A 23043-nucleotide genomic window follows, 5' to 3' on the forward strand; every position below is an offset into this window, starting at 1 on the left:
AAACCCTACTCTCCTCGAGCAAATAATTTATCTAGTTGATGTAGTGGAAATGCCCGCCAGGTGGGGCGACCGTGGTTACACTGGCTGGCAAACTCGGTTTGCTCCATTTGGCGCAACAATGCATTCATTTCAGACAGACTGAGTTGTCGGTGTGCTCTTACAGCCCCATGACAGGCCATTCCAGCCAACAGTTCATCACGTTTTTGTAATAAACCTCTCACTTCATCATTCGGGTCAAGATCATTTAACAATTCAGGAATTAAATGACCAAAATCTGCTTTGTGCAAAATCGCAGGCACGCCACGAACAATCACCTGCTCATCACCATACTGATCAATTTCCAATCCTAAACGTTGCAATTGTGACTGCAACTCCTCAACACGGGTGGCTTGCATTCGTGTGATCGACACTATTTTTGGAATCAGTAACTGTTGTGAAGTCCAGAATTCTGGTTTATCCCATGCGGCTTTCATTTGTTGTAGCAGAATACGCTCATGCGCTGCATGCATATCGACAATAATCAAACCTTCAGTATTTTGCGCCAAAATATAAATGCCATGAAGTTGTGCAATCGCAATACCTAGTGGAAATTCATCTACCTTTGCTACTGTCTGGTCCTGCTCAGAATCAACCTCTTCACGCAAGGGAGCCAGATAACTTTTTAAGGCATTGTTGAGTTGTACGGAACCACTGTAACGCGGCTGTTGTGGTTGCGATGCATTATATTGAACTGCTTGCGGACGGCTTTGATTAAACTCAGTCAGCAAATCTGTTGATATTTCTACTTGCTGATTGAGCTGTGGTTCAGGTTCAACTTCAGCACGATGTAAATTAAATTGTTCCTGATATTTTGGTTGTGGCTGATAATTAAAATTCTCTGTCGCGGCATCATCCATTTTCATCGCTTGTGCTAAATCAGCAGTTGCGGTTTGAAATTGAGACAAGGTTGCTTTGGCATAATGCCGTACAAATTCATGTACTTCACGCTGGTTCAGAAAACGAATTTCATGCTTGGTCGGATGTACATTGACATCAATATTTTCAGGATCAACCTCTAAAAACAGCAAATAAGAGGAATATTGGTGTCCATGCAAAATCCCCTCATAGGCCATACGCAAAGCATGCGAAATGGTTTTATCTTTCACAATACGACCATTCACATAGACATACTGCAAATCAGCCTGTGCCCGTGCATCAGACGGATGCCCCAACCAGCCTGATAACCGCATATTGATACTTTCAGCATCCATCCAATATGCATTTTGGATAAATGCTTGACCCAATAATTGTTGCACTCGTTGATAACGTAATTCACCACTATCTGCGATGGGTAAATTCAAACGAATATTATCATTATGTTCGAGTACAAAACGAATTTCAAAATGAGTCAAAGCCAAACGGCGAACTATTTCTTCAATATGACCAAATTCTGTGCTTGGTTTTTTTAAAAATTTACGGCGAGCAGGCACATTAAAAAATAAGTCCTGCACACGGATATGTGTACCTTTTTGTGCTGCAACGGCCTGTATTTGCTGATGATCAAAAGCCGTTCCATTGACTTCAACTTGATAGCCGATACCCTGCTCATCTTGACTACTGGTTAAAGTTAAACGAGACACTGCTGCAATCGAAGCCAACGCTTCCCCACGAAATCCTAAACTGACAATCGCATGTAGATCTTCAGCAGTTTGAATTTTACTCGTCGCATGACGCATCACGGCTAATGGTAAGTCTTCAGCATGAATACCATGACCATTATCAATGATTTCAATCAGTGTTGAACCACCTTGTGCCACCCGAATAATCAGTTCGGTTGCTCCAGCATCAATCGCGTTTTCCAATAACTCTTTAACCACTGAAGACGGACGTTCAATGACCTCGCCCGCTGCAATCTGATTGGCTAAGGCTGCATCAAGTGTATGAATACGACGAGTTGAATCATGCACCATTCAATTGTTCCTGCAAAATTTGAGCTAAAGGCTCAGATGTTGTGGTCAATGTCACAAATCGAGTTAACTCATCATCTGATTTTTGAATATCAATGATTACATCGGCTTGAGGAATTTCATTTCCACCTTTCGATGGCCATTCAAATAGGAATAAAGCATCAGGTGTTTCTAAATAGTCACGGATTCCCATCAACTCTAATTCATAGGGATCATCTAAACGATATAAATCGAAATGGAAAATTTCTTTGCCTTGAATGGTATAGGGTTCAACCAAGGTATAAGTTGGACTTTTTACTGAACCTTGATGCCCAAGATTCTGGATAAAGTAACGCGTAAATGTCGTTTTTCCAGCCCCTAAATCACCAATCAAATATATAACGCCTGAATGCACTTGTTGTGAGAGCACTTGCGCAAATTTTTGAGTGTCTTGTTCATGATTTAAAGTAAATTTCACTGAATATGACATGGCAAATAGAATAAAATTGGGATAACCGCTATGATAACATTGCCCTGAGGTAAAGCCTAATCCATAGCAATACGTTGGTTCTTTTTTACAACATTGAAGAGAAGACATGACTCTACAAAATCGGGTTGATCCTTGGGGGAAATTGAATACGCATCCCTCAAAAAGTGCGACTTTAATGGGGAATCGTGGTGGTAAGCTGCATAATGCAGACAAGCAAATCATTAAGCAATTTTCCACTCAATCCTGGATCAACTGCTTAACCACATTCGGTAATGTCAAAAGAGAGGTTTTTGGACAGTCTTATTCTGAACTGTTCTTTCTAGATGAAGCAACTGCCTTGGCGGCAGGTCACCGTCCTTGTGGAGAATGTCAGAACCAACGCTATAAACAGTTTAAAAATGCATGGATTTATGCAAACAACATTGGTATTTCACTACCTGTAAAAGAGATGGATAAAAAAATTCATCAAGACCGCCTAACAGCGGATAAAGACAAGAAAACATTTCAAGCTAAAATTTCTGATTTACCAATTGGCACTTTCTTTGAGCATGACTCAAAAGCAATCGTGGTTTTTACAGACAATCATTATTTGGTTTGGTCTTTTGATGGCTATCAACAGGAAGTTGAATTACCAAATGACCTGATTGTGAACGTACTCACGCCAGAATCTTTTGTCAAAGCATTTGATGAGGGATTTATACCTCGTTTTCACCATTCAGCCTCATTCAAATAATATGAATATCATTGAAAATTTTACTCCACCACTGATCAACGGTGTCAGTGCCAGTAAAGTCTTTTTACCCGATGACATTTCTGCACCTACCATTTTTGCTTATCTTTGCCAACACTTTCCACATATTCAATCAAGCGAATGGCAACAACGTTTTAGCGATGAATTAATCTATGCTGCGAACGGTGAAAAATTAAAAATAGACAGTATCTATACGCCCAATAGCCATATTTTTTATTATCGTTTTCTGGCCCATGAAATTCATGTGCCTTTTCAACATGAAATTTTATTTGAAAATGAAAATTTACTGGTGGTGGATAAACCTCACTTCCTGAGCATGACACCAACTGGACAATACGTTCAGGAAACCTTACTGGTTCGCCTGAAAAGACAAACAACTAATCAAGACCTAACCCCGATTCATCGACTGGATCGGGAAACGGCAGGCGTGGTTTTATTCAGCAAAAAAACTGAATCGCGGGGAATCTACCAACAACTTTTTGCCGAACGCAAAGTTCAGAAAGTCTATCATGCGATTGCTGCCTATCATCCCAAACTCAAATTTCCACAGACTGTTCAACTGCATCTAGAAAAGGGTAATCCTTTTTACACCATGCAAATTAATCCAGAAAAACCAAGCAATACAGAAACACACATAGAACTGTTGGAACATACACAGCACAAAGCCAAATATCTGCTTAAACCCAAAACGGGCAAACAACACCAACTCCGTGTACACCTCAATTACCTGGGTATCCCAATCCTCCACGACCCTTTTTACCCAACTGTCCAGCATAAGGCAGATGATGACTTTAGCTGCCCATTGCAATTACTGGCCAAGCAGATTCAGTTTGTTGATCCCATTTCCCAACAGAAAATGCATTTTATTTCCAATTTTGAACTCACACTGTAAACACAACGTAATGACAAAAAATTACTATTTTCACTTCAAAAATATTGAAATTAGCCTGTGATCGTTTAAAATACATGGCGATAACTAAAAATATTTGGTCATATCTTTCATGCGAAAAACAGAAGTTTATCAGGTTCGTCTTGATTCTCAGGAAAAGAAACAGGCATTTGCCGTTTTTAAGCAGCTCGGTATCTCCCCTGCTCAGGCTGTGCGACTTTTCTTTAAACAGGTGGTACTGACCAAATCCATTCCCTTTGCGATTGAAAACCAGAATATCAATATGGAACAGTTGCTTAAACTGCGTAAATCCAAAGCAAACCAAACAACCGAAGATTCAGCTTCCAATCACCTTGAAGATGACCACGAAGACCTGTTTAAAGAACTCAACGCACTTTTAGGTGAAAGTGACAAAACTTAACAATGTTGCATTTATACACAAGTTTTTATTTTTTAAGCTGATTTTTTTTCGCTATCCTGTAATTCCAACTAAAACAATAAGGTTAAGGGTAGGTCAGGATGATTGTTAAGCGAGCCAACAAAGAAGATCTTCATCAACTTGCTGTCTTGTTTGACGAATACCGTCAGTTCTATGGCGCATCATCAAATATTGAACAATCCTATCAATTTCTCAAACATCGTTTCGACAATAAAGACAGTGTCATTTTTATCCATGTTAAGGATGATGTGTTTACAGGCTTTGTTATGCTTTATCTCGCTTTTTCCTCTGTGGCCTGTGAAACCTACTATATTCTGGATGATGTTTATGTGACTCCCACTTATCGCAAACAAGGTTCAGCGAAACAATTGATTGATACAGCCATTCTCTTCGCACGCCATGAAAATGCCCAGCGTATCAGCCTCGAGACACAAAAGAACAATTACCAGTCCCACCGTCTTTATGAACAGATGGGCTTTATTCGGGACGATGAGTTCAAGATTTTCCACTGTTTTTTAAAATAATCAGTAGACTGCTTGCGAAACCCCCTATAATTCCCCCTTGCCAAGGGGGAAAACAAAGGGGTTTTTTATACTTTCGCAAGCAGTCTAGTAATCCAGCACAATATTTTGACTTAACTGTTTTTGCCAAGCCGTTAAATATATCCATTCACCCTCCGCTAAATCAGGTAGTTCAAGCTGCCCAATTTGATGGCGATGCAACGCGTCAACCTTGTTGCCTACAGCTGCAAGCATACGCTTAACTTGATGATATACCCCCTGATGAACGGTCATGCAAAGCTGGTTCGCAGAAATCAACTGTACATCTGTTGCAGCGAAAATCCCTTTTTCATTACGAAGTTCGACACCCTGCTCCAGAGCCTGAATTTGTTTAGGAGTCACTGGATCGGCTGTGGTGACATGATAAATCTTGGGTACATGCTTTCTGGGATGCGTCAGTGACTGTAGATACTGACCATCATCCGTTAATAATAATAATCCTGTCGTATCCTGATCTAAGCGCCCCACACATTGCACGCCGCGATGAATCAGGATTTCAGGTAGTAAACTAAATACGCTTTGGTGATGTGTCGCCTGATGCGAACATTCATAATCCTGTGGCTTATTCAAGGCAATATAGACATTTTCCCTATATTGGTATGGTTCACCAAAAACAGTGAAATTAAGATCATCCGTATTCAAGTTTTGTTTGGGATTGTCATAAACCTGATTTTCAATAAGGACAGAGCCATTCTTAATCAACTGCTGGCAATATTTACGTGAACCAAAGCCTTGAGATTGCAAAATTTTTTCCAGCAGCATAAAAGCACCCTAAGCGAAATCACTTTATTGTACTCGATTAAACTGTTCGCCGCTGTTCGCTGGACATTCATTCTTTATTTTTATAATTTGTTCATATTTCCTCCATCTGCAATATAACAGATACAAAACCCTCATTAAAACATCGTACACAGGACGAGCTGCTCCACATTTTCACTCAAATGTCCTGCTAAATTGGTCTCAAGTAAAAAAATGCTGTCCCAAAACAAAGGACAAGGAGTTTCCCCATGAAATCGAATATCTGGTTATGTAGCGTTATCCTGGCAACCACGTCAATAGTGTCTGTTGCACATGCAGACAACGCAACACGTGCTGCAGCAACCTCTGCCCTTGGTAGTGTGGTCGGTACCGCGATTGGTCAACAGCTTGGCGGACAAACAGGTGCCATGATTGGTTCTGCGCTTGGTGGCGCAGGTGGGGCCGCAGCATCCAGCAATAAGCGTGGCCGTACTGAAGCCGCAATTGGTGGTGGTCTAGGTGGTGCTGGTGGTTATACCGTAGGCCGTAACATGGGTGGAACCAATGGGGGTTACATCGGTGCGGCACTGGGTGCGGCTGGTGGTGCCGCATTGGGTCAAAAAGTGGGTCAGGATCGTGCCGAAGAGGAACGCTATGACCGTCGTTATGACAACCGCCGTTCGTACAATGACCGCCGCTACTACAACTCACGCTATAACTATCGTCATGACAATGGCAAGCACCATGGCTGGTACAAACATCGTTAATAGATTTTATCCTTACCCCTTTGGCACTTTCGAGTGCCTTTTTTTATTTATACATTTTCATGTACAAATATAGAAACATTAAATCGAATAAAAACGATATACAAAACCAAACTTATATCGTATTATTTCGATATATAGTTCCGAGAATCAGCGATGAAAATATTAAAAGATATAAAGTTCTCCATTCTAGAGTTGGCACCTGTTAGAGAGGATAAAAATATTGAGTTTTCTCTACGCCACGCACTTGAATTGGCTCAACATGCTGAAAAGCTGGGATATGAACGTTTTTGGTTAGCTGAGCATCACAACATGGATGGCATCGCCAGTTCGGCAACTGCCGTTCTATTAGGATTTATTGCCGCCCACACCCAAAAGATTCGCCTAGGTTCAGGTGGTGTCATGCTTCCAAACCATGCACCTTTGGTAGTGGCTGAGCAATTTGGTACACTGGCGACACTTTACCCAAACCGTTTTGAGCTTGGCTTAGGCCGTGCCCCTGGAACTGATCCACTGACCATGCGGGCCTTACGCCGTGGCCGTCAGGAAACTGAAGATCAGTTCCCGCAGGATGTACTGGAAATTCTGCAATATTTTAAAGACCCGCAACCCAACCAAAAAATCATTGCCACCCCAGGCCAGGGCACCCATGTACCCATCTGGTTGTTAGGTTCAAGCCTGTTTAGTGCGCAGCTTGCCGCAAAGTTGGGACTTCCCTACTCCTTTGCCTCACATTTTGCGCCAAGAATGTTGGGACAGGCCATCCAGATTTATCGGGATAATTTCCAGCCATCTGAATATTTGGATCAACCTTATGTTTCAATGGGCATACCCACCGTTGTTGCTGCTACAGATGAAGATGCACAATATTTAGCCACCAGTTCTTATCAGCGGATTTTAAACCTGATTCGGGGACATAGCCTAAAACTCAAACCGCCAATTGAATCAACACAAGGTCTGGCAAGCAGCGCCGAGCAACTCGCTATTCAGAATTTCCATGCAATGGCTCAAATTGGCTCGCAGGAAACTGTCAAAGCGGGGTTGGAAAAAATTGCCGCACAATATGATGTGGATGAGTTTATCTTCACCTGTGATATTTACGACACACATAAACGTCTGGAAAACTTTAGCTTACTCATGGAGCTGAAAAACCAGTAGACAATCCTATTTTCAAATAAGCATTGCCCTGTTCCGCAATGCTTATTTCACCACCCCCATCCCCACGCTTCTCATTTGAATATCATATTTAGCCAATACGGCGTTTTAAACCTGTCATTTGTAAAATACGGGTTGAGATTTCCTCAATCGACATTTCAGTGACATTTAAATACTTAATGCCTTCTGAAATATAAATCCCCTCAATGGCGCGCAGTTCCATCTGACACTGGCTAAAACTTGCATAGCGACTATTGGCCTTACGTTCATTACGAATCGCAACCAGACGCTCCGCATCAATCATCAGACCAAACAGCTTGTTTTTATGCTCTTTTAGAACTTTTGGTAAACGGTTGTCGTCTAAGTCTTCTTCAGTAAGTGGATAGTTTGCCACGCGGATACCAAACTGTAATGACAAATAGATCGAGGTTGGTGTTTTACCCGAACGTGACACGCCAATCAGGATAATATCGGCTTTATCGTAGTGACGTGTTCGGGCACCATCGTCATTGTCCAGCGCGAAATGAACCGCATCAATACGTGCCTTATAATATTCAGAGTCAGTCACCGCATGGGTCTGCCCAACCAATGTGGTTGGCAACGTTCCCAACTCTTCTGAAAGTTTACTGATCAAACCCTCAAACACATCCAGATTAACGGCTTTGGCAGTATTGATAATATCGCGTACCAATGGATCAACTAAAGTGTCAAAAACCAGTGGTAGGGAACCATCACGGGACTGGCATGCATTGATCTCTGCAACCGCGACCATAGCAGCCTCTTCAGTGGCAATATAAGGCATGATATGAATGTCAAAATCCACGTTTGGAAATTGCGCAAGTAGTGAATGTCCAAGGGTTTCCGCGGTGATTGCCGTACCATCTGATATAAAAAATACGCTCCGTTTAATTTGTTTACTTTCGGGCATCAAAATTCTCCTTAAACATTTGTCTTAGTGCACTATAATCTTTATAGTAAACTCATCTAACATGACTGTCGCTTAGTAAACACTATATCTAGGCACTTTCGTATAATTTCATACCAATGATGGTCATTCATACTGCAAAAAAAGTGGAGTAAATACTTTGGAAGCGCGCGTAATCGGTCTGGAAAAATTAGGGAAACACGATGTCGAACTCGTAGGTGGGAAAAACTCATCTCTGGGTGAAATGATCAGTCATTTATCCAATGCTGGTGTATCGGTACCAGGGGGGTTTGCAACAACTGCGGCCGCCTATCGTGAATTCCTGGATCAAAGCGGCTTAAATGCTCGAATTCAGGCTGAACTAACTCAACTGAATGTTGATGATGTGCTTGCACTTGCTGAAACAGGTGCAAAAATCCGTAAATGGATTGTTGATACTCCACTGACTGCCGCATTAGAACAAGAAATTCGTGAAGCATTTGCAGCACTTTCAAACGGTAATCCAGACATTGCCGTGGCGGTACGCTCTTCTGCCACCGCTGAAGATTTACCAGATGCCTCATTTGCGGGCCAACAGGAAACATTCCTCAATATTCGTGGTATCGATAATATCCTGATCGCGATTAAAGAAGTTTTTGCATCATTATATAACGATCGTGCGATTGCATATCGTGTACACCAAGGTTTTGAACACAGTGTGGTTGCTCTTTCCGCGGGCGTGCAACGCATGGTTCGCTCTGAAACGGGTGCTGCAGGTGTAATGTTTACACTAGACACAGAATCAGGTTTCCGTGATGTGGTGTTTATTACCGCATCCTATGGCTTGGGTGAAATGGTGGTGCAAGGTGCCGTCAACCCTGACGAATTCTATCTGTCAAAACCACTTTTAAAAGGTGGTAAACACGCTGTCCTACGCCGCAACCTGGGTTCCAAGCACCAGAAAATGATTTATGGTGAAGAAGGTGCTGCGGGTAAATCTGTTGTTGTAGTTGATGTTGAAAAACCTGAGCGCCAACAATTCGCGTTAAACGACCATGAGCTTCATGAACTTGCAAAACAAGCATTAATCATTGAACAACACTACGGTTCACCGATGGATATCGAGTGGGCAAAAGATGGTGATGATGGTCAAATCTATATCGTTCAGGCACGCCCTGAAACTGTGAAAAGCCGTCAAAATGTCGGCACAATGGAACGTTACCTATTAAAACAACGTGGCACAGTCATCTGTGAAGGTCGTTCAATTGGTCAACGTATCGGTTCGGGCAAAGTTCGTGTCGTCACCTCAATTAAAGAAATGGATAAAGTACAAGACGGTGATGTTCTTGTATCCGACATGACTGACCCAGACTGGGAACCAGTAATGAAACGTGCCGCTGCGATTGTCACCAATCGTGGTGGACGTACCTGTCACGCGGCAATCATTGCACGTGAACTGGGTGTTCCTGCAATTGTGGGCTGCGGCAATGCCACTGAACTGTTAACGGATGGTCAGGAAGTGACAGTTTCCTGTGCCGAAGGTGATACGGGCTTCATCTATGAGGGTGCACTGGACTTTGAGGTTCAACGTAACTCGATCAACTCGATGCCGAAGCTTCCGTTCAAGATCATGATGAACGTGGGTAACCCTGACCGTGCGTTTGACTTTGCCCAGATTCCAAATGAAGGGATTGGCCTTGCACGTCTTGAGTTCATCATCAACCGTATGATTGGTGTGCATCCAAAAGCATTGTTGAATATTGAGAGCCTGCCACGTGAAACGCGTGCCGCTGTAATGACACGTACTGCGGGTTATTCTTCCCCAATCGAATTCTATGTTGAAAAACTGGTGGAAGGCATTTCAACGCTGGCAGCCGCATTTGCTGAAAAACCAGTGATTGTGCGTATGTCTGACTTTAAGTCAAATGAATATGCGAACTTGATTGGTGGTAAGCTTTACGAGCCTGAAGAAGAAAACCCAATGCTTGGTTTCCGTGGTGCCAGCCGTTACGTTTCTGACAATTTCCGCGACTGTTTCGAGCTTGAATGCCGTGCCTTGAAAAAAGCACGTGATGAAATGGGTCTCACCAACATTCAAATCATGATCCCGTTCGTTCGGACTGTAAATGAAGCGAAACGTGTGATTGAGCTACTTGCTCAAAATGGCTTGAAACGTGGTGAGAACGGCTTGAAAATCATCATGATGTGTGAATTGCCAACCAATGCATTATTGGCTGAACAGTTCCTTGAACACTTCGATGGTTTCTCTATCGGTTCAAATGACTTAACTCAGTTAACACTTGGTTTAGACCGTGACTCTGGTATCGTTTCTCACTTGTTTGACGAACGTGACCCAGCAGTAAAAGCATTACTTTCTATGGCAATTCATGCTTGCCGTAAAGCGGGTAAATATGTAGGTATCTGTGGTCAAGGCCCTTCTGATCACCCAGATCTTGCAAAATGGTTAATGGAACAAGGTATTGAATCTGTTTCATTAAACCCAGACTCAGTTTTAGATACTTGGTTCTTCCTTGCAGAAGAAAAGATTAAACAATCTTAATCAAAGCTGTTTAAAAAGACCCTCTAGCAGGGTCTTTTTTATGTATATTTTTTAAACTTTGATTTTAATATTCTATAAAATATCAGATTTAGGATTGGTTAAAAGAAAATCTTGTGCACACCCACCTTCTTCATCGCAAATATAAACACTTGTAGGCATACGAATCGTATATTTCCAGATATATGGATAAAAACCTTCACTTAATGTTTCGAAATTACACTGCTCATCAGCCTGTATATATATTTCTGTAAATATAGAGAAATCATCCGCCCCACACCTATCTAGAATATTTATATTGGTAATAATAAAGTTTAAGTATGCTTTCTCATAAGCTGAACGACTCTCATAATCACGATAATCTGTAAATTCATCTGGATGCACCCATGAAAGATGATTTGGACAATCAACATCATATTCTGCCTTTAACTCATTTGAATACAAACGTTCGATACATAATTGTGTATTAAAGTTTTCGCCACTTACATTAAATGATAAACGAAGTTTCACAGTTACCGCTCTCCTGCTAAATAGGTTAATTTTTCTTGATATTTTAAGATTTCGTGTAAATTTAATGTTAATACATTCAAAAATCTAGTATACATAGTGGTTTAAAAAAGTAGGTGAACAAAGTTGCGGTTATGTTCATTTTCATCTACCAATTTTGTACTTTTAGATTTATTTTGAGAATTGAGTTTTATGCAAATTTACTTGGCGAGAAATAACCAACAAGCTGGTCCGTATTCAATTGAACAACTGAATCAAATGCTTGCAAGCCAGCAAGTACTTTTAACAGATTTAGCTTGGCATCAAGGATTAACGGAATGGAAAGCGCTTGGTGAACTTACACAAGGTAAACTTGTTTATGAGCCTATTGGTTACGCTCCCTTTAGTGCCCAGATTAAAACTGAGACTCATCCCAACTCAGCATTTAATATCAAAGTCGAACAAAAGACATCTCAGTTAGCCTCCATCCATTCACGTTTTTTTGCAAAACTGATTGATGTATTTTTATGGTTTCCCGCAACATTCCTACTCACCGCTTTTTTTACACCCGAACAGGCACAAAAGTTTACCCAGTTGAATGAACAACTGTTTCGACTAATGGCAGACCGCTCATCAGACATTGCCCTAGCCCAGAAAGTCCAGACTGAAATTCTTGCGATTATTCCCACCCAAGCCTGGATGGCCATGTGTGTCTATATCATTGCCATGCTTATGGTACAGGCTTTCCTGATTGGAAAATCAGGTCAAAGCATTGGCAAAAAATTGCTAAAAATCAAGATTGTGGATGCTGAAACCTCTGCTCCTGTCAGCTCAGTAAGGGGATTCTGGCTCAGAAGTATGGTTTTTGTTATTTTAAACATGATCATTTTGCCGTTGATTTCCGTGATTGAATCGCTGTTTGCATTAGGGAAAAATCGTCAGGCATTACATGACAAATTGGCAAAGACCAAAGTGGTTCAGAAATAAGCCTCATCAATTATTTGCACAAAGCTGTATATAAAATACATTTTATACAGCCTTTCAATATAGCGTGTTGATATATAAAAAAAAGATCAGGCTTTAATCCAATCCCTGCTAAATAAATCGGGTTTTAAAACAAGTATTTCAGACCACTTTATCAGTAGCTTAGTTTTTCAATATGAGGCATAATGCCCTACAACGTAGCGGTGTCGCATGATTACTAAGCAATTCACAATTATTTCTTATCAATCGTGCGACACTTTAATCGCTATCCCATAATTTATTTAGGGAATGGGACTCTTCACCGAGGTTGTAAAATGAGACAAACGATTTTAGCTGTATTGTCTTTATCAACGATGGCTGCGCTCTTGACAGGGTGTGGCGGTGATATGGTACTTCTAAACAATAAAGGTCCAGTAGGTCAAGGTCAAAGTAGCCTGATGATGACTGCGATCTATTTAATGCTGTTGGTGGTGATTCCATCAATCGTGATGGCATTATGGTTTAGTTGGAAATATCGCGCATCGAATAAAGATGCAGACTATAAACCTACCTGGGCACACTCTACGACAATTGAAATCGTTGTTTGGGGTGTACCTGTCATTATTATTGGTATTTTAGCTTGGTTAACTTGGTGGGGTTCCCACAAGTACGACCCTTACCGTCCGTTAGAGTCAGATAAAGCGCCTTTAACTATTCAAGCCGTCGCTGAACAGTTTAAATGGATTTTTATTTATCCTGAGCAAAACATTGCAACGGTAAACGAAGTACGCTTCCCAGAAAAAACACCTATTAGCTTCAAGATCACCTCTAACTTCACAATGAACTCATTCTTCATTCCACAGTTAGGCGGCCAAATCTATGCTATGGCGGGTATGCAGACTCACCTTCACTTATTGGCAGATGAACCTGGTGTATTCCTTGGTTTCTCAGCAAACTATTCAGGTTATGGTTTCTCACAAATGCGCTTCAAGGCGCATAGCGTAACTGAACCAGAGTTTGCACAATGGGTAGAAGCTATTAAAGCGGGTAATGGTACAAGTATCAATGCTGAAGCAATTCAAAAAGGTACACTTGACCAAGCTGAGTTAGCAACGCTTAAAGATGGCGATCGTTCTAAACATCAGATCGAAATTCTTGTAAACCGTGCTAAGGCTGCTGGTGATGAAGAAGCACTTGCTAAAGCTGAAGCTATGAAACCGTTCCCGAACAAGCCACACCCTGTGACTTATTACTCTTCAGTTGAGCCAAAATTGTTTGAAACAATTATCAACCACTATATGAGTAATTATCACGGTGCTGACCACTCTGCTGCTGGACATGCAACAGCAGAAACTCATGCTGCAGCTGAACATGCTGCTCAAGGGGAATAAGACATGGATATGATTTTTGGCAAATTAGGCTGGGATTCTATTCCAACAGAGCCGATTGTACTCGTTACCATGGTCATGATGGCTCTTGGTGGCATTGCAGTTCTAGGCGGTATTACCTATTTTAAAAAATGGGGATACTTATGGAACGAATGGTTCACATCTGTAGACCATAAGAAAATTGGTATCATGTATATCATCGTATCAGTAGTCATGCTTCTGCGTGGTTTCGCCGATGCAATTATGATGCGTTTACAACTTTTCCTCGCGAAAGGCGGTGGCGAAGGTTACTTACATCCAGACCATTACGATCAGATCTTTACAGCACACGGTGTAATCATGATCTTCTTCGTAGCGATGGGTCTCGTTGTAGGTATGATGAACATTGCTGTTCCATTGCAAATCGGTGCTCGTGACGTAGCATTCCCATTATTAAACTCTTTAAGTTTCTGGTTATTCGCAGGCGCTGCTGGTTTGATGATGGTTTCACTTGTATTGGGTGAATTTGCTGCGACTGGCTGGATGGCTTACCCTCCTCTATCTGGCATTCAATATTCTCCTGGTGTAGGTGTTGACTACTACATTTGGGCACTGCAAGTTTCAGGTTTAGGTACGCTATTAACAGGTGTTAACTTCTTCGTTACCATTATTAAAATGCGTGCACCTGGCATGAAATTAATGGACATGCCAATCTTTACCTGGACTTCACTTTGTACGGCAGTACTGATCATTGCATCATTCCCTGTATTAACAGGTACAATTGCAATGTTGACGCTAGACCGTTACTTTGGCTTCCATTTCTTCACCAATGAGCTTGGCGGTAGCCCAATGCTTTACGTGAACCTGATCTGGACATGGGGTCACCCTGAAGTATACATCCTGGTATTACCAGCATTTGGTCTATACTCTGAAATCGTGGCGACGTTCTCTCGTAAAGCGTTGTTCGGTTACAAGTCTATGGTGTATGCAACTATTGCGATTACTGTACTTGCATTTGTTGTATGGCTTCACCACTTCTTCACCATGGGTGCTGGCGCGAACGTGAATGCGTTCTTCGGTATCATGACCATGATTATTGCGATTCCTACAGGTGTGAAAATCTTCTCTTGGTTATTCACCATGTATAAAGGTCGCATCACCTTTACTACTCCAATGTTATGGACGCTTGGCTTCCTAGTAACATTCGGTATTGGTGGTTTAACTGGTGTACTTATGGCTGTTCCACCTGCAGACTTCCTTGTACACAACTCACTGTTCCTGATTGCTCACTTCCATAACGTGATTATCGGTGGTGTGGTGTTCGGTATGTTTGCTGGCATCATCTTCTACTGGCCGAAGATGTTTGGCTGGAAGCTCAATGAAGCTTGGGGTAAAGCTGCGTTCTGGTTCTGGTTTATTGGTTTCTACTTTGCATTCATGCCACTTTATATCCTTGGCTTCATGGGTATGACACGTCGTTTGAATACATATGACAACCCTGAATGGGACCCATATTTGGCAATTGCATTGTTCGGTGCAGTATTGATTGCTATCGGTATTGCATGTTTCCTTATGCAAATCATCGTTGGCTTCCTACAACGCAAAGACAACATGGACTATACAGGTGATCCTTGGGATAGCCGTACATTTGAATGGGCAACGTCTTCCCCTGCTCCATTCTATAACTTTGCGCATCTTCCAGCAGCTGACGGTGTTGACCGTTTCTGGACTGACAAAGAAAATGGTGTAGCATACGCACGCGATACTAAATATGAAGATATCCATATGCCGACTAATCGTGCAGCTGGTTTCATCATTGCAATGTTCATTACTGTTCTTGGTTTTGCATTGATCTGGCATATTTGGTGGCTAGTCGTTGTTTCATTCGTTGCTGCAGTTGTTAGCTTGATCGTAAGCTCATTCACCAAGAATGTTGATTATTATGTTCCTGCTGCTGAAGTAGAGCGTATTGAAAACGAACGCTATGCGTTACTTGAAAAACACTTGAAGAAGGACTAAGGAAATGGCTGAAGTACTTCATCACGACAACCACGGTCATGGCGGTCATCACGAACACGATGACACAGACTTAACGGTCTTTGGTTTCTGGACATATTTGATGAGTGACTTGATTCTTTTCGGATCACTCTTCATTGCGTTCGCTGTATTAAGCAGTCATATTCCGCCTGGTACTCCAAGTGCGAAAGATCTTTTTGGTGATTCTTTAGGTTTTGTTTTAACCGAAACTTTTGCCCTTTTGATCTCTTCTGTGACTTTTGGTTTTGCAGTGCTTGCATCATATAAAAAGAACGTTAATCAAGTGATTGCTTGGTTGTTTGTTACTTTCTTATTTGGTGCATCGTTCATTGGGATGGAAATCTATGAATTCAATCATTTAGCTTTCCATTATGAATATGTAAACTCATTGGGTGAAACTATTCATGGAGCTGGACCAACTACAAGTGCATTCTTATCTGCATTCTTTACTTTGGTTGGTACACACGGTATCCACGTAACCTCTGGTTTAGTTTGGATGCTCGTGCTTATGTATCAAATCAAGAAGAATGGTTTGACACTTCCGAATACACGTCGTCTTGCTTGCTTAAGCTTGTTCTGGCACTTCCTTGACATCGTTTGGATCTGTGTATTCAGCGTCGTTTACTTACTGGGAGTTCTCTAATGAGTAGTCATGACCATAATGCTGCTGGTGCATCACACGGTAACTTTAAGCAATACACGGTTGGTTTTATCCTATCTGTCATCCTTACCATCATCCCATTCGGGATGGTGATGGCAGGTGGTTTCGGTCGTGGCGTTTTAGTGACTGTGATTGCAATCACTGCTGTTGCTCAGGTTATTGTACAGCTTGTGTATTTCCTACACATGAATACCTCATCTGAACAACGCTGGAACCTGATTGCATTTATCTATACGATTCTTTGTATTGCGGTACTTTTAGTCGGTTCTGTGTGGGTAATGAACTACCTACACTACAACATGATGATCTAAACTGGTCGTCATGTTTAAAAAGTATTTATTCCTGACTAAGCCAGGAATTCTCTTCGGTAATTTTATTACCACCTTGGGCGGCTTTTTCCTAGCCGCCCAAGGCTCCATAGACTGCCTCTTATTATTACTTACACTGATTGGAACGACTTTTGTGGTTGCGTCTGGTTGTGTCGTAAATAATGTAATTGATCAAGACATCGATCAAAAAATGCAACGCACCATGAACCGTGCCCTTGTTAAGAAAACCATCTCCCCTACCATTGCACTGCTTTATGCATTTGTGTTGGGTATGATTGGCTTTGGCATGCTTTGGTTTTATGTCAATGCGTATGCGTTTTTATTCGCTGTGATTGGTTTTGTGGTCTATGTCGGTTTCTATAGCTTGTGGACCAAACGTACCACAATCCATCAAACCGTCATTGGTAGTATTTCTGGAGCGAGTCCACCTGTCATTGGTTATACGGCTGTAAGCCACCATTTCGATATGGCGGCCCTACTGATTTTTGTAGCCTATGCCTTATGGCAAATGCCACATTCATGGGGAATTGCAATCTATCGTTTTGATGATTATAAAAATGCAGGAGTGCCGATCTTACCTGTAGCTCGCTCTATCCATAGAACGAAAATAGAATCACTGATCTATGTGGTTTTATTTACCTTTGCCATGAATGCGCTATATGTTTATGGATACACCAATGTTGTTTTTCTGGTGATCTGTAACCTGCTTTGTGCCTACTGGTTCTACATTGGTATTTTAGGATTCAAGGCTGAGGATGATCAGCTTTGGGCAAAACGCTTTTTCTTATTCTCCGTGATTCTCATCACTGTCATTAGTCTGAGCTTTAGCTTTACCTTTAAAAGCCCTGCACCATTCCTCCCTATTTTTTAAAAAGATAGAGAACACTCTATCTTTTTATTTAGTATTATATCTAGGCCAGACGATTTCTAAACAACCATGCCGCTAATGGCAAAGTGACTACCGCCAAAACTAGCATTGGCAGAAAATCGCCTTTGACCTGCTGAAAAGTTGCCCCTTCCAGATAAACCCGTTGCACCAAATCAATTCCGAACCGTAAAGGATTGGCATAAGTGGCTATTTCCAAAGCATACGGCATATTTTGTACGGGGGTTAAAAGACCAGACAACAACATCAACGGCATAATTAAAAAGAAAGTAAATAACATGGCTTGCTGCATATTCAGGGAAATTGCCGAAATGGATAATCCCACGCCCACCGTTGCAATGTTAAAACACAGTAAACCAAAATAAAGTAAACCCAGTGAGCCATTCATGGGAATCTTAAACCAGAACAGGATAATGAGCAGAATAATAGTCGATTGCATCAAACCGACAAAAATAGGCGGTAAGGCTTTACCTATCATAATATGAATCGGGGTATAAGGCGTCACCAGCAACTGGTCAAATGTACCTTGTTCCCGCTCTCGTGCTACTGATAAAGCCGATAACAATAACGTTTGTATCATGCTTAACGCTGCAATCAAAGATGGCATGATTCCCCATCGTGATTCCAGATTGGGGTTATACCATGTACGTGTTTCCACATTGACCACCGTACCCGTTCCCAGATATTGCTGATTCACTCTAGCAACGACACTGTTGATATACACCCCTGCCATACTTGCAGTTGAAGAATTCCGACCATCCAGAATAACCTGAATCGGTGAAGCCTGTTCCTGATTAAGTTTATCCTCAAAATCAGCTGGAATGATAATCACGGCTAAAGCAGTTCGGTCATCAATCACCTGTTGAATCTGGGTATTATTATCCAGTGTCGCTGTGCGTTTAAAAATCCCTGAACCATCTAAATGATTGAGTAACTGTACTGATATTTGTCCTTTGCTCTGGTCTAATACTGCATAATCGACATGATTCACATTATAAGTGCCCGCATAGCCATATAATAAAGCTTGCAGTAATGCAGGCACAAATAATATTGCCCGATTGGCAGGGTCACTGAAAATAATCAGAAATTCTTTTTTAACCAAGACCAGAAGATAATTTAGCCAGTTAATGATTTTATTTATCATGGGCGTATCTCTATAAAATCAGTTCAAGCGTTTTTGCAGCGACCTACAGGACGCCACAATAAAAATCATCACATACAGCATTAAAACAGCACATTCCTTGAGCCATAATGTCCAGTTATCTCCCCCTAAAAACAGGGTTTTAATCAGCACCATAAAATGGGTTGCAGGTAAAATCTGGCTGATGATTTGGATAACAAAAGGCAGATTACGGGTATCAAACACAAAACCAGACAGCATCATGGCAGGCATAAAACTGACCAATAATGCAATCTGGCTGGCTTTAAACTGATTCTGGGCAAAACCCGAAATAGTCAACCCCATCAACAGGGACACCATTAAATACAGGAATGCAGCACTCATTATCGACAGTAACGAACCACGCATGGGTACTGCAAACAAAAAATGTGTTGCGATTAGACAGACCACAATATCTATCATGCCAATCAAGATATAGGGAATCAGTTTGGCAAGGACAATTTCCAGTGGACGCACAGGTGTGACAAATAAGGCTTCCAATGTGCCTCGTTCCCGTTCACGAGCAATCAATAAGGCAGTTAAAAATGCCCCGATTAAAGTCAGAATCAACACAATCAATCCAGGAACAATAAACCAAGTACTATTTGCCGATTCGTTAAACCACATACGTTGTTCAACCGTCACCACACCACTGGATGAGGTCGTCTGACGGTCTGCCTGAATGGACTGTGTGGTTGCCAATGCCCCTGAAATATACCCCTGTAAAGCTGATGCAATACTGGTGGAACGACCATTTGTAATCACCTGTATGGTCGCTGTACCTTTGGCGCTTTGCTGGGCAAAATCACTCGGCAAATTGACAATCGCATCTATTTCAGCCCGCCCGATTGCCTGCTGTGCCTGATAAAAATTTGAATACTGGCTGACATCGAGATATTGTGTTCCTTTTAAACCTGCAATGAGTTGTTGGCTTTGTGGACTACTGTTTTGCACCACCACGCCTACTCGCCCATGACTTAAATCAAAAGATAAACCATAACCAAACAATAAAATCAAAACTATCGGTAAAATTAGTCCAATCATTAAACTGCTTTTATCCCGCAATAGCTGATGACTTTCTTTACCAGTCAAGGCAATTAAACGTCGAAAAAAGGGCGTAAATTTCATTTACTTCCCCTTTCTTGCTGTGAACGAGCCTGTTCCACAATGGCAATAAAGGCACTGTTCATATCGGTTGCTCCTGCATTGCCGACCTGCTGTCGTACCTGTTGCGGTGAACCCAATGCCAGCATTTTTCCTGCGTCCTGAATGGCAATACGGTCGCAATATTCCGCTTCTTCCATAAAATGCGTGGTGATGATAATGGTCATACCCTGATTGGCTAATTCGCCAATGATGTACCAAAAGGCACGTCTTGCCAAAGGGTCAATGCCACTGGTCGGTTCATCTAAAAACACGATTTCAGGCTGATGTAATAAGGCTGCTGCCATCGACAAACGCTGTTTAAAACCATTGGGTAAATCACCACTTTTAGCATGTGGTTTTAACTCGAATTGTTGTAAGGCTTGGTCAATCTGTTGTTTCAGTTTTTTGCCCGATAAACCATACGCACCGCCAAAAAATTTAAGATTATCCAGTACGGTTAAATTGCCATACAAAGCAAATTTTTGTGATACATAGCCAATTTTTGCCCGTGCTTCGGCTCGTGCGGTGCGTAAATTCATACCTGCCACTTGCAACATGCCACTACTGGCAGGTAACAACCCGCATAACATGCGGAAAGTTGTGGTTTTTCCTGCACCATTTGGTCCTAATAAACCAAAAATCTCGCCACGTTGTACTTCAAATGAGGTGCTGGCAACTGCGGTAAAATCACCAAATTTGCGAACCAAATCTTTCACAATAATCACAGGCGATTGCTGTGCTGAAATTTCAGTTTGGCTCGGTAAAATTAATGTATCATCAAGATTGTTTTGTGGTTTATCCTGATGTTGTGCCTGATGTAAAAATAACATCAAGGCATCTTCCAGTTCGGGCGGTCTGGCGTGTACAACCGCACCTTGTGGCAAGTGTTCAATGGGAAATTGTGGATAATCCACTTTGCTAATAAAACGTACTACATCACCTTTCGGTACAGCATCGGTAATATATTGATGATTATCCAGTAAATACGCCTGTAAAGTTCGGGCTTTCATCTTTTCAGGCGGTTGCACCTGCCATGTTAGCCCTCGTACTTGTTCGCTGAGTTGCTGTGGTGTGCCTTGCTTTAAAACTTTACCCTCATACATCACATAAACTTCGGCACAGCGTTCAGCTTCGTCCATATAAGCCGTGCTGATGATGACGCTTAAATTTTCTTCCCGCACCAACTGCTCGATAATCAGCCATAAATCCCGTCTGGATAATGGGTCTACCCCAACACTTGGCTCATCTAACAACAGCAATTCAGGCGAACGCACCAAAGTACACGCCAAACCCAGTTTTTGCTTCATACCACCAGATAATTTTCCAGCAGGACGTTCAGTAAATCGGGCTAAATCAGTAATGCTCAATAAACGGGCAAAGCGTTCTTTCCTTACATCTTGCGGCACACCATGTAAATCGGCATATAAATCCAGATTTTCCTGAATACTTAAATCTTCATATAAGCCAAAGCGTTGCGGCATATAGCTGATGCGGTCTTGTACAGCCTGTGGATTTTTTGCCACATCAATCCCCAGCACTTCCAGCGAACCCGAGGTCGGTTGATATAAACCTGCAATCAGACGTAAAAAAGTGGTTTTTCCTGCACCATCAGGACCAACCAAGGCAGTAAGCTGCCCTGCCTGAATCTGCATATTTAAATCCTGCAATGCTGCAATATCGGGCACTTTTTTATTGTCAGATTTAAAGGTTTGCTGTAAATCGCACGCCACCACAACACGAGAATCACGCATGGTGTTTTACTCTTGTGCTATGGCTGATTGAGCAATTTTAACCGTCACAGGTTGTCCCATTTTTAACTGGTCATTCGGGTCATCAACATACACCCGTACTTCATAGACCAGCGTAGTGCGAATATCTTCGGTTTGTACGGTTTTCGGGGTAAATTCAGCGACCGAAGAAATATAACCGACTTGACCCGTCATTGGTTGATTTGGTTGAGCATCACGAATAACCTGTGCGGTTAAACCCATTTTTATCTGACTTAAATCCTTCTCGCTGGCATACACGCGTACCCATTTCGGGTCGGTTAAAGCCAGTGTATAAACTGCTTTTTGCGGTGTGGTCATATCGCCCACTTCCTGCAATCTGGCACGCACCACAGCATTGACAGGTGAACGTAATGCACTTTGTGCAATCCTGTATTGAATTAAATCCAGACTGGATTGACTCACTTCATATTGGGCTTTAGTTGCTGCCCTATCTTCCGCTCTCGTGCCTTTTTGTAAAAGTTGTAGATTGGCTTCACGCTCTTTTAAAGTCGCTGCTGCGGTTGCCTGATTACTTTTGGCATAATCCAGTTCCTGCTTGCTAATCGCTTGCCCTGCGGTACTTTGATTTAAAACCTGTAAACGCTGCAAATCCTTATTGGCTTTTTCCAGTTGGGCTTGCGCCGAAACAATCTGGGCTTTCGCTTGGGTGATTTCTTCGGGGCGTGTGCCTACGTCCTGTTTAATGATGGCTTGTTTCTGCACATCTAACTGGGCTTGAGCTTGTTTTGCCTGAATTTTTAACGCATCGGTATTCAACTGTGCCAATAGCTGCCCTTGCCGTACCTTATCGCCCTCCTGCACATTTAAACTTTGAATCCGTCCCGACTCCTCAAATGCCAGTGACACCTGACGAATATCAACGTTGCCATATAAGGTGAGCGCAGCATCTTTCTGTTCATCCCGTTGAAAAAACCATATCGCAACTGCCAAAATAGCAATCGCAATCAGCACAGATACAGCAATGGCAGTTTTTTTCATGAGCTGCAAACCTTTTTACCCTAAAGTTTAAATTAAATTTAAATTTAAACTACACCAGATTGGCAAAAA

The 23043-nt window shown here is 41.9% G+C and carries 22 protein-coding genes; 13 read left to right on the forward strand and 9 right to left on the reverse strand.

Translation table 11 applies throughout. The features are described from left to right. Positions 1 to 5: 5 nt before the first annotated feature. Both mutL and tsaE read right to left on the reverse strand, forming a co-directional pair. Positions 6 to 1949: a DNA mismatch repair endonuclease MutL gene (gene mutL / locus F988_RS08375; RefSeq protein WP_004682461.1), complete on the reverse strand. Its 1944-nt coding sequence runs from the start codon at positions 1947 to 1949 to the stop codon at positions 6 to 8. Further along, positions 1939 to 2415: a tRNA (adenosine(37)-N6)-threonylcarbamoyltransferase complex ATPase subunit type 1 TsaE gene (tsaE, locus tag F988_RS08380; protein ID WP_004682463.1), complete on the reverse strand. Its 477-nt coding sequence runs from the start codon at positions 2413 to 2415 to the stop codon at positions 1939 to 1941. The genes mutL and tsaE overlap by 11 nt, the downstream gene beginning before the upstream one ends. Before the next feature lie 106 nt (positions 2416 to 2521). On the opposite strand from tsaE, the gene F988_RS08385 reads away from it, so the two are divergent. The 4 genes from F988_RS08385 (at position 2522) to F988_RS08400 (ending at position 5018) form a co-directional block, all read left to right on the forward strand. Then, a complete protein-coding gene (locus tag F988_RS08385; RefSeq protein WP_004682464.1) occupies positions 2522 to 3148 on the forward strand; it encodes a hypothetical protein in 627 nt (208 codons plus the stop codon). A gap of 1 nt (position 3149) precedes the next feature. Then, positions 3150 to 4058, forward strand: a complete 909-nt coding sequence (locus F988_RS08390; RefSeq protein ID WP_004682466.1) for a pseudouridine synthase — start codon at positions 3150 to 3152, stop codon at positions 4056 to 4058. Positions 4059 to 4167: 109 nt separating this feature from the next. Beyond that, positions 4168 to 4476, forward strand: coding sequence for a type II toxin-antitoxin system RelB/DinJ family antitoxin (locus F988_RS08395; protein ID WP_004682467.1), 309 nt, complete (start codon positions 4168 to 4170; stop codon positions 4474 to 4476). A gap of 98 nt (positions 4477 to 4574) precedes the next feature. Then, positions 4575 to 5018, forward strand: a complete 444-nt coding sequence (locus F988_RS08400) for a GNAT family N-acetyltransferase (protein WP_004682468.1) — start codon at positions 4575 to 4577, stop codon at positions 5016 to 5018. Positions 5019 to 5102: 84 nt separating this feature from the next. On the opposite strand, the gene F988_RS08405 is transcribed toward F988_RS08400, so the two are convergent. After that, entirely contained in the window at positions 5103 to 5816 is a 714-nt protein-coding gene (locus tag F988_RS08405) for a pseudouridine synthase (protein ID WP_004682469.1), read from the reverse strand. A 245-nt stretch (positions 5817 to 6061) separates the two neighbouring features. Here F988_RS08405 and F988_RS08410 point away from each other — a divergent pair, with 245 nt between their 5' ends. After that, positions 6062 to 6559, forward strand: a complete 498-nt coding sequence (locus F988_RS08410; protein WP_004682471.1) for a hypothetical protein — start codon at positions 6062 to 6064, stop codon at positions 6557 to 6559. A gap of 153 nt (positions 6560 to 6712) precedes the next feature. Next, on the forward strand, positions 6713 to 7714 hold the full coding sequence (locus F988_RS08415) for an LLM class flavin-dependent oxidoreductase (RefSeq protein WP_004682473.1): 1002 nt from the start codon (positions 6713 to 6715) through the stop codon (positions 7712 to 7714). A gap of 88 nt (positions 7715 to 7802) precedes the next feature. Here the strand turns inward: F988_RS08415 and ppsR are convergent, their stop codons facing one another. After that, positions 7803 to 8639 (reverse strand): posphoenolpyruvate synthetase regulatory kinase/phosphorylase PpsR, encoded by an 837-nt coding sequence (ppsR, locus tag F988_RS08420; RefSeq protein WP_004676999.1) that lies wholly within the window; start codon positions 8637 to 8639, stop codon positions 7803 to 7805. 157 nt (positions 8640 to 8796) lie between these two features. Here ppsR and ppsA point away from each other — a divergent pair, with 157 nt between their 5' ends. Then, positions 8797 to 11175: a phosphoenolpyruvate synthase gene (ppsA, locus tag F988_RS08425; RefSeq protein WP_004682475.1), complete on the forward strand. Its 2379-nt coding sequence runs from the start codon at positions 8797 to 8799 to the stop codon at positions 11173 to 11175. 72 nt (positions 11176 to 11247) lie between these two features. Here the strand turns inward: ppsA and F988_RS08430 are convergent, their stop codons facing one another. Beyond that, positions 11248 to 11682, reverse strand: a complete 435-nt coding sequence (locus tag F988_RS08430; protein WP_004682477.1) for a hypothetical protein — start codon at positions 11680 to 11682, stop codon at positions 11248 to 11250. Between the two features lie 189 nt (positions 11683 to 11871). Here F988_RS08430 and F988_RS08435 point away from each other — a divergent pair, with 189 nt between their 5' ends. The 6 genes from F988_RS08435 to cyoE all read left to right on the forward strand — a co-directional run bounded on the left by F988_RS08435 (position 11872) and on the right by cyoE (position 17886). Then, positions 11872 to 12645, forward strand: a complete 774-nt coding sequence (locus F988_RS08435; RefSeq protein WP_004682479.1) for an RDD family protein — start codon at positions 11872 to 11874, stop codon at positions 12643 to 12645. A gap of 311 nt (positions 12646 to 12956) precedes the next feature. Beyond that, positions 12957 to 14012: a ubiquinol oxidase subunit II gene (cyoA, locus tag F988_RS08440; protein ID WP_004682480.1), complete on the forward strand. Its 1056-nt coding sequence runs from the start codon at positions 12957 to 12959 to the stop codon at positions 14010 to 14012. 3 nt (positions 14013 to 14015) lie between these two features. Then, complete coding sequence (gene cyoB / locus F988_RS08445; protein ID WP_004682482.1) at positions 14016 to 16007, forward strand: cytochrome o ubiquinol oxidase subunit I; 1992 nt, start codon at positions 14016 to 14018, stop codon at positions 16005 to 16007. Positions 16008 to 16011: 4 nt separating this feature from the next. Next, positions 16012 to 16668, forward strand: coding sequence for a cytochrome o ubiquinol oxidase subunit III (gene cyoC, locus F988_RS08450; protein WP_004682484.1), 657 nt, complete (start codon positions 16012 to 16014; stop codon positions 16666 to 16668). After that, positions 16668 to 16997: a cytochrome o ubiquinol oxidase subunit IV gene (locus F988_RS08455; protein WP_004676987.1), complete on the forward strand. Its 330-nt coding sequence runs from the start codon at positions 16668 to 16670 to the stop codon at positions 16995 to 16997. Before cyoC ends, F988_RS08455 begins: the two co-directional genes overlap by 1 nt. 10 nt (positions 16998 to 17007) lie before the next feature. Then, positions 17008 to 17886: a heme o synthase gene (gene cyoE, locus F988_RS08460; protein ID WP_004682485.1), complete on the forward strand. Its 879-nt coding sequence runs from the start codon at positions 17008 to 17010 to the stop codon at positions 17884 to 17886. A gap of 40 nt (positions 17887 to 17926) precedes the next feature. Here cyoE and F988_RS08465 read toward each other — a convergent pair whose 3' ends face one another. From F988_RS08465 to F988_RS08480, 4 genes are read right to left on the reverse strand one after another with little or no spacing between them, the layout of a single operon-like run. Next, a complete protein-coding gene (locus tag F988_RS08465) occupies positions 17927 to 19045 on the reverse strand; it encodes an ABC transporter permease (RefSeq protein ID WP_004682488.1) in 1119 nt (372 codons plus the stop codon). An 18-nt stretch (positions 19046 to 19063) separates the two neighbouring features. Then, positions 19064 to 20188, reverse strand: coding sequence for an ABC transporter permease (locus tag F988_RS08470; RefSeq protein WP_004682489.1), 1125 nt, complete (start codon positions 20186 to 20188; stop codon positions 19064 to 19066). Beyond that, on the reverse strand, positions 20185 to 21957 hold the full coding sequence (locus tag F988_RS08475) for an ATP-binding cassette domain-containing protein (RefSeq protein WP_004682491.1): 1773 nt from the start codon (positions 21955 to 21957) through the stop codon (positions 20185 to 20187). Before F988_RS08475 ends, F988_RS08470 begins: the two co-directional genes overlap by 4 nt. Before the next feature lie 6 nt (positions 21958 to 21963). Beyond that, positions 21964 to 22974 carry an HlyD family secretion protein gene (locus tag F988_RS08480; RefSeq protein WP_004682493.1) on the reverse strand — a complete coding sequence of 337 codons (1011 nt, stop codon included), beginning with the start codon at positions 22972 to 22974 and terminating at the stop codon, positions 21964 to 21966. Positions 22975 to 23043 lie beyond the last annotated feature (69 nt).

The sequence above is a fragment of the Acinetobacter parvus DSM 16617 = CIP 108168 genome, assembly GCF_000368025.1.
In the GTDB taxonomy this organism is placed as follows: domain Bacteria; phylum Pseudomonadota; class Gammaproteobacteria; order Pseudomonadales; family Moraxellaceae; genus Acinetobacter; species Acinetobacter parvus.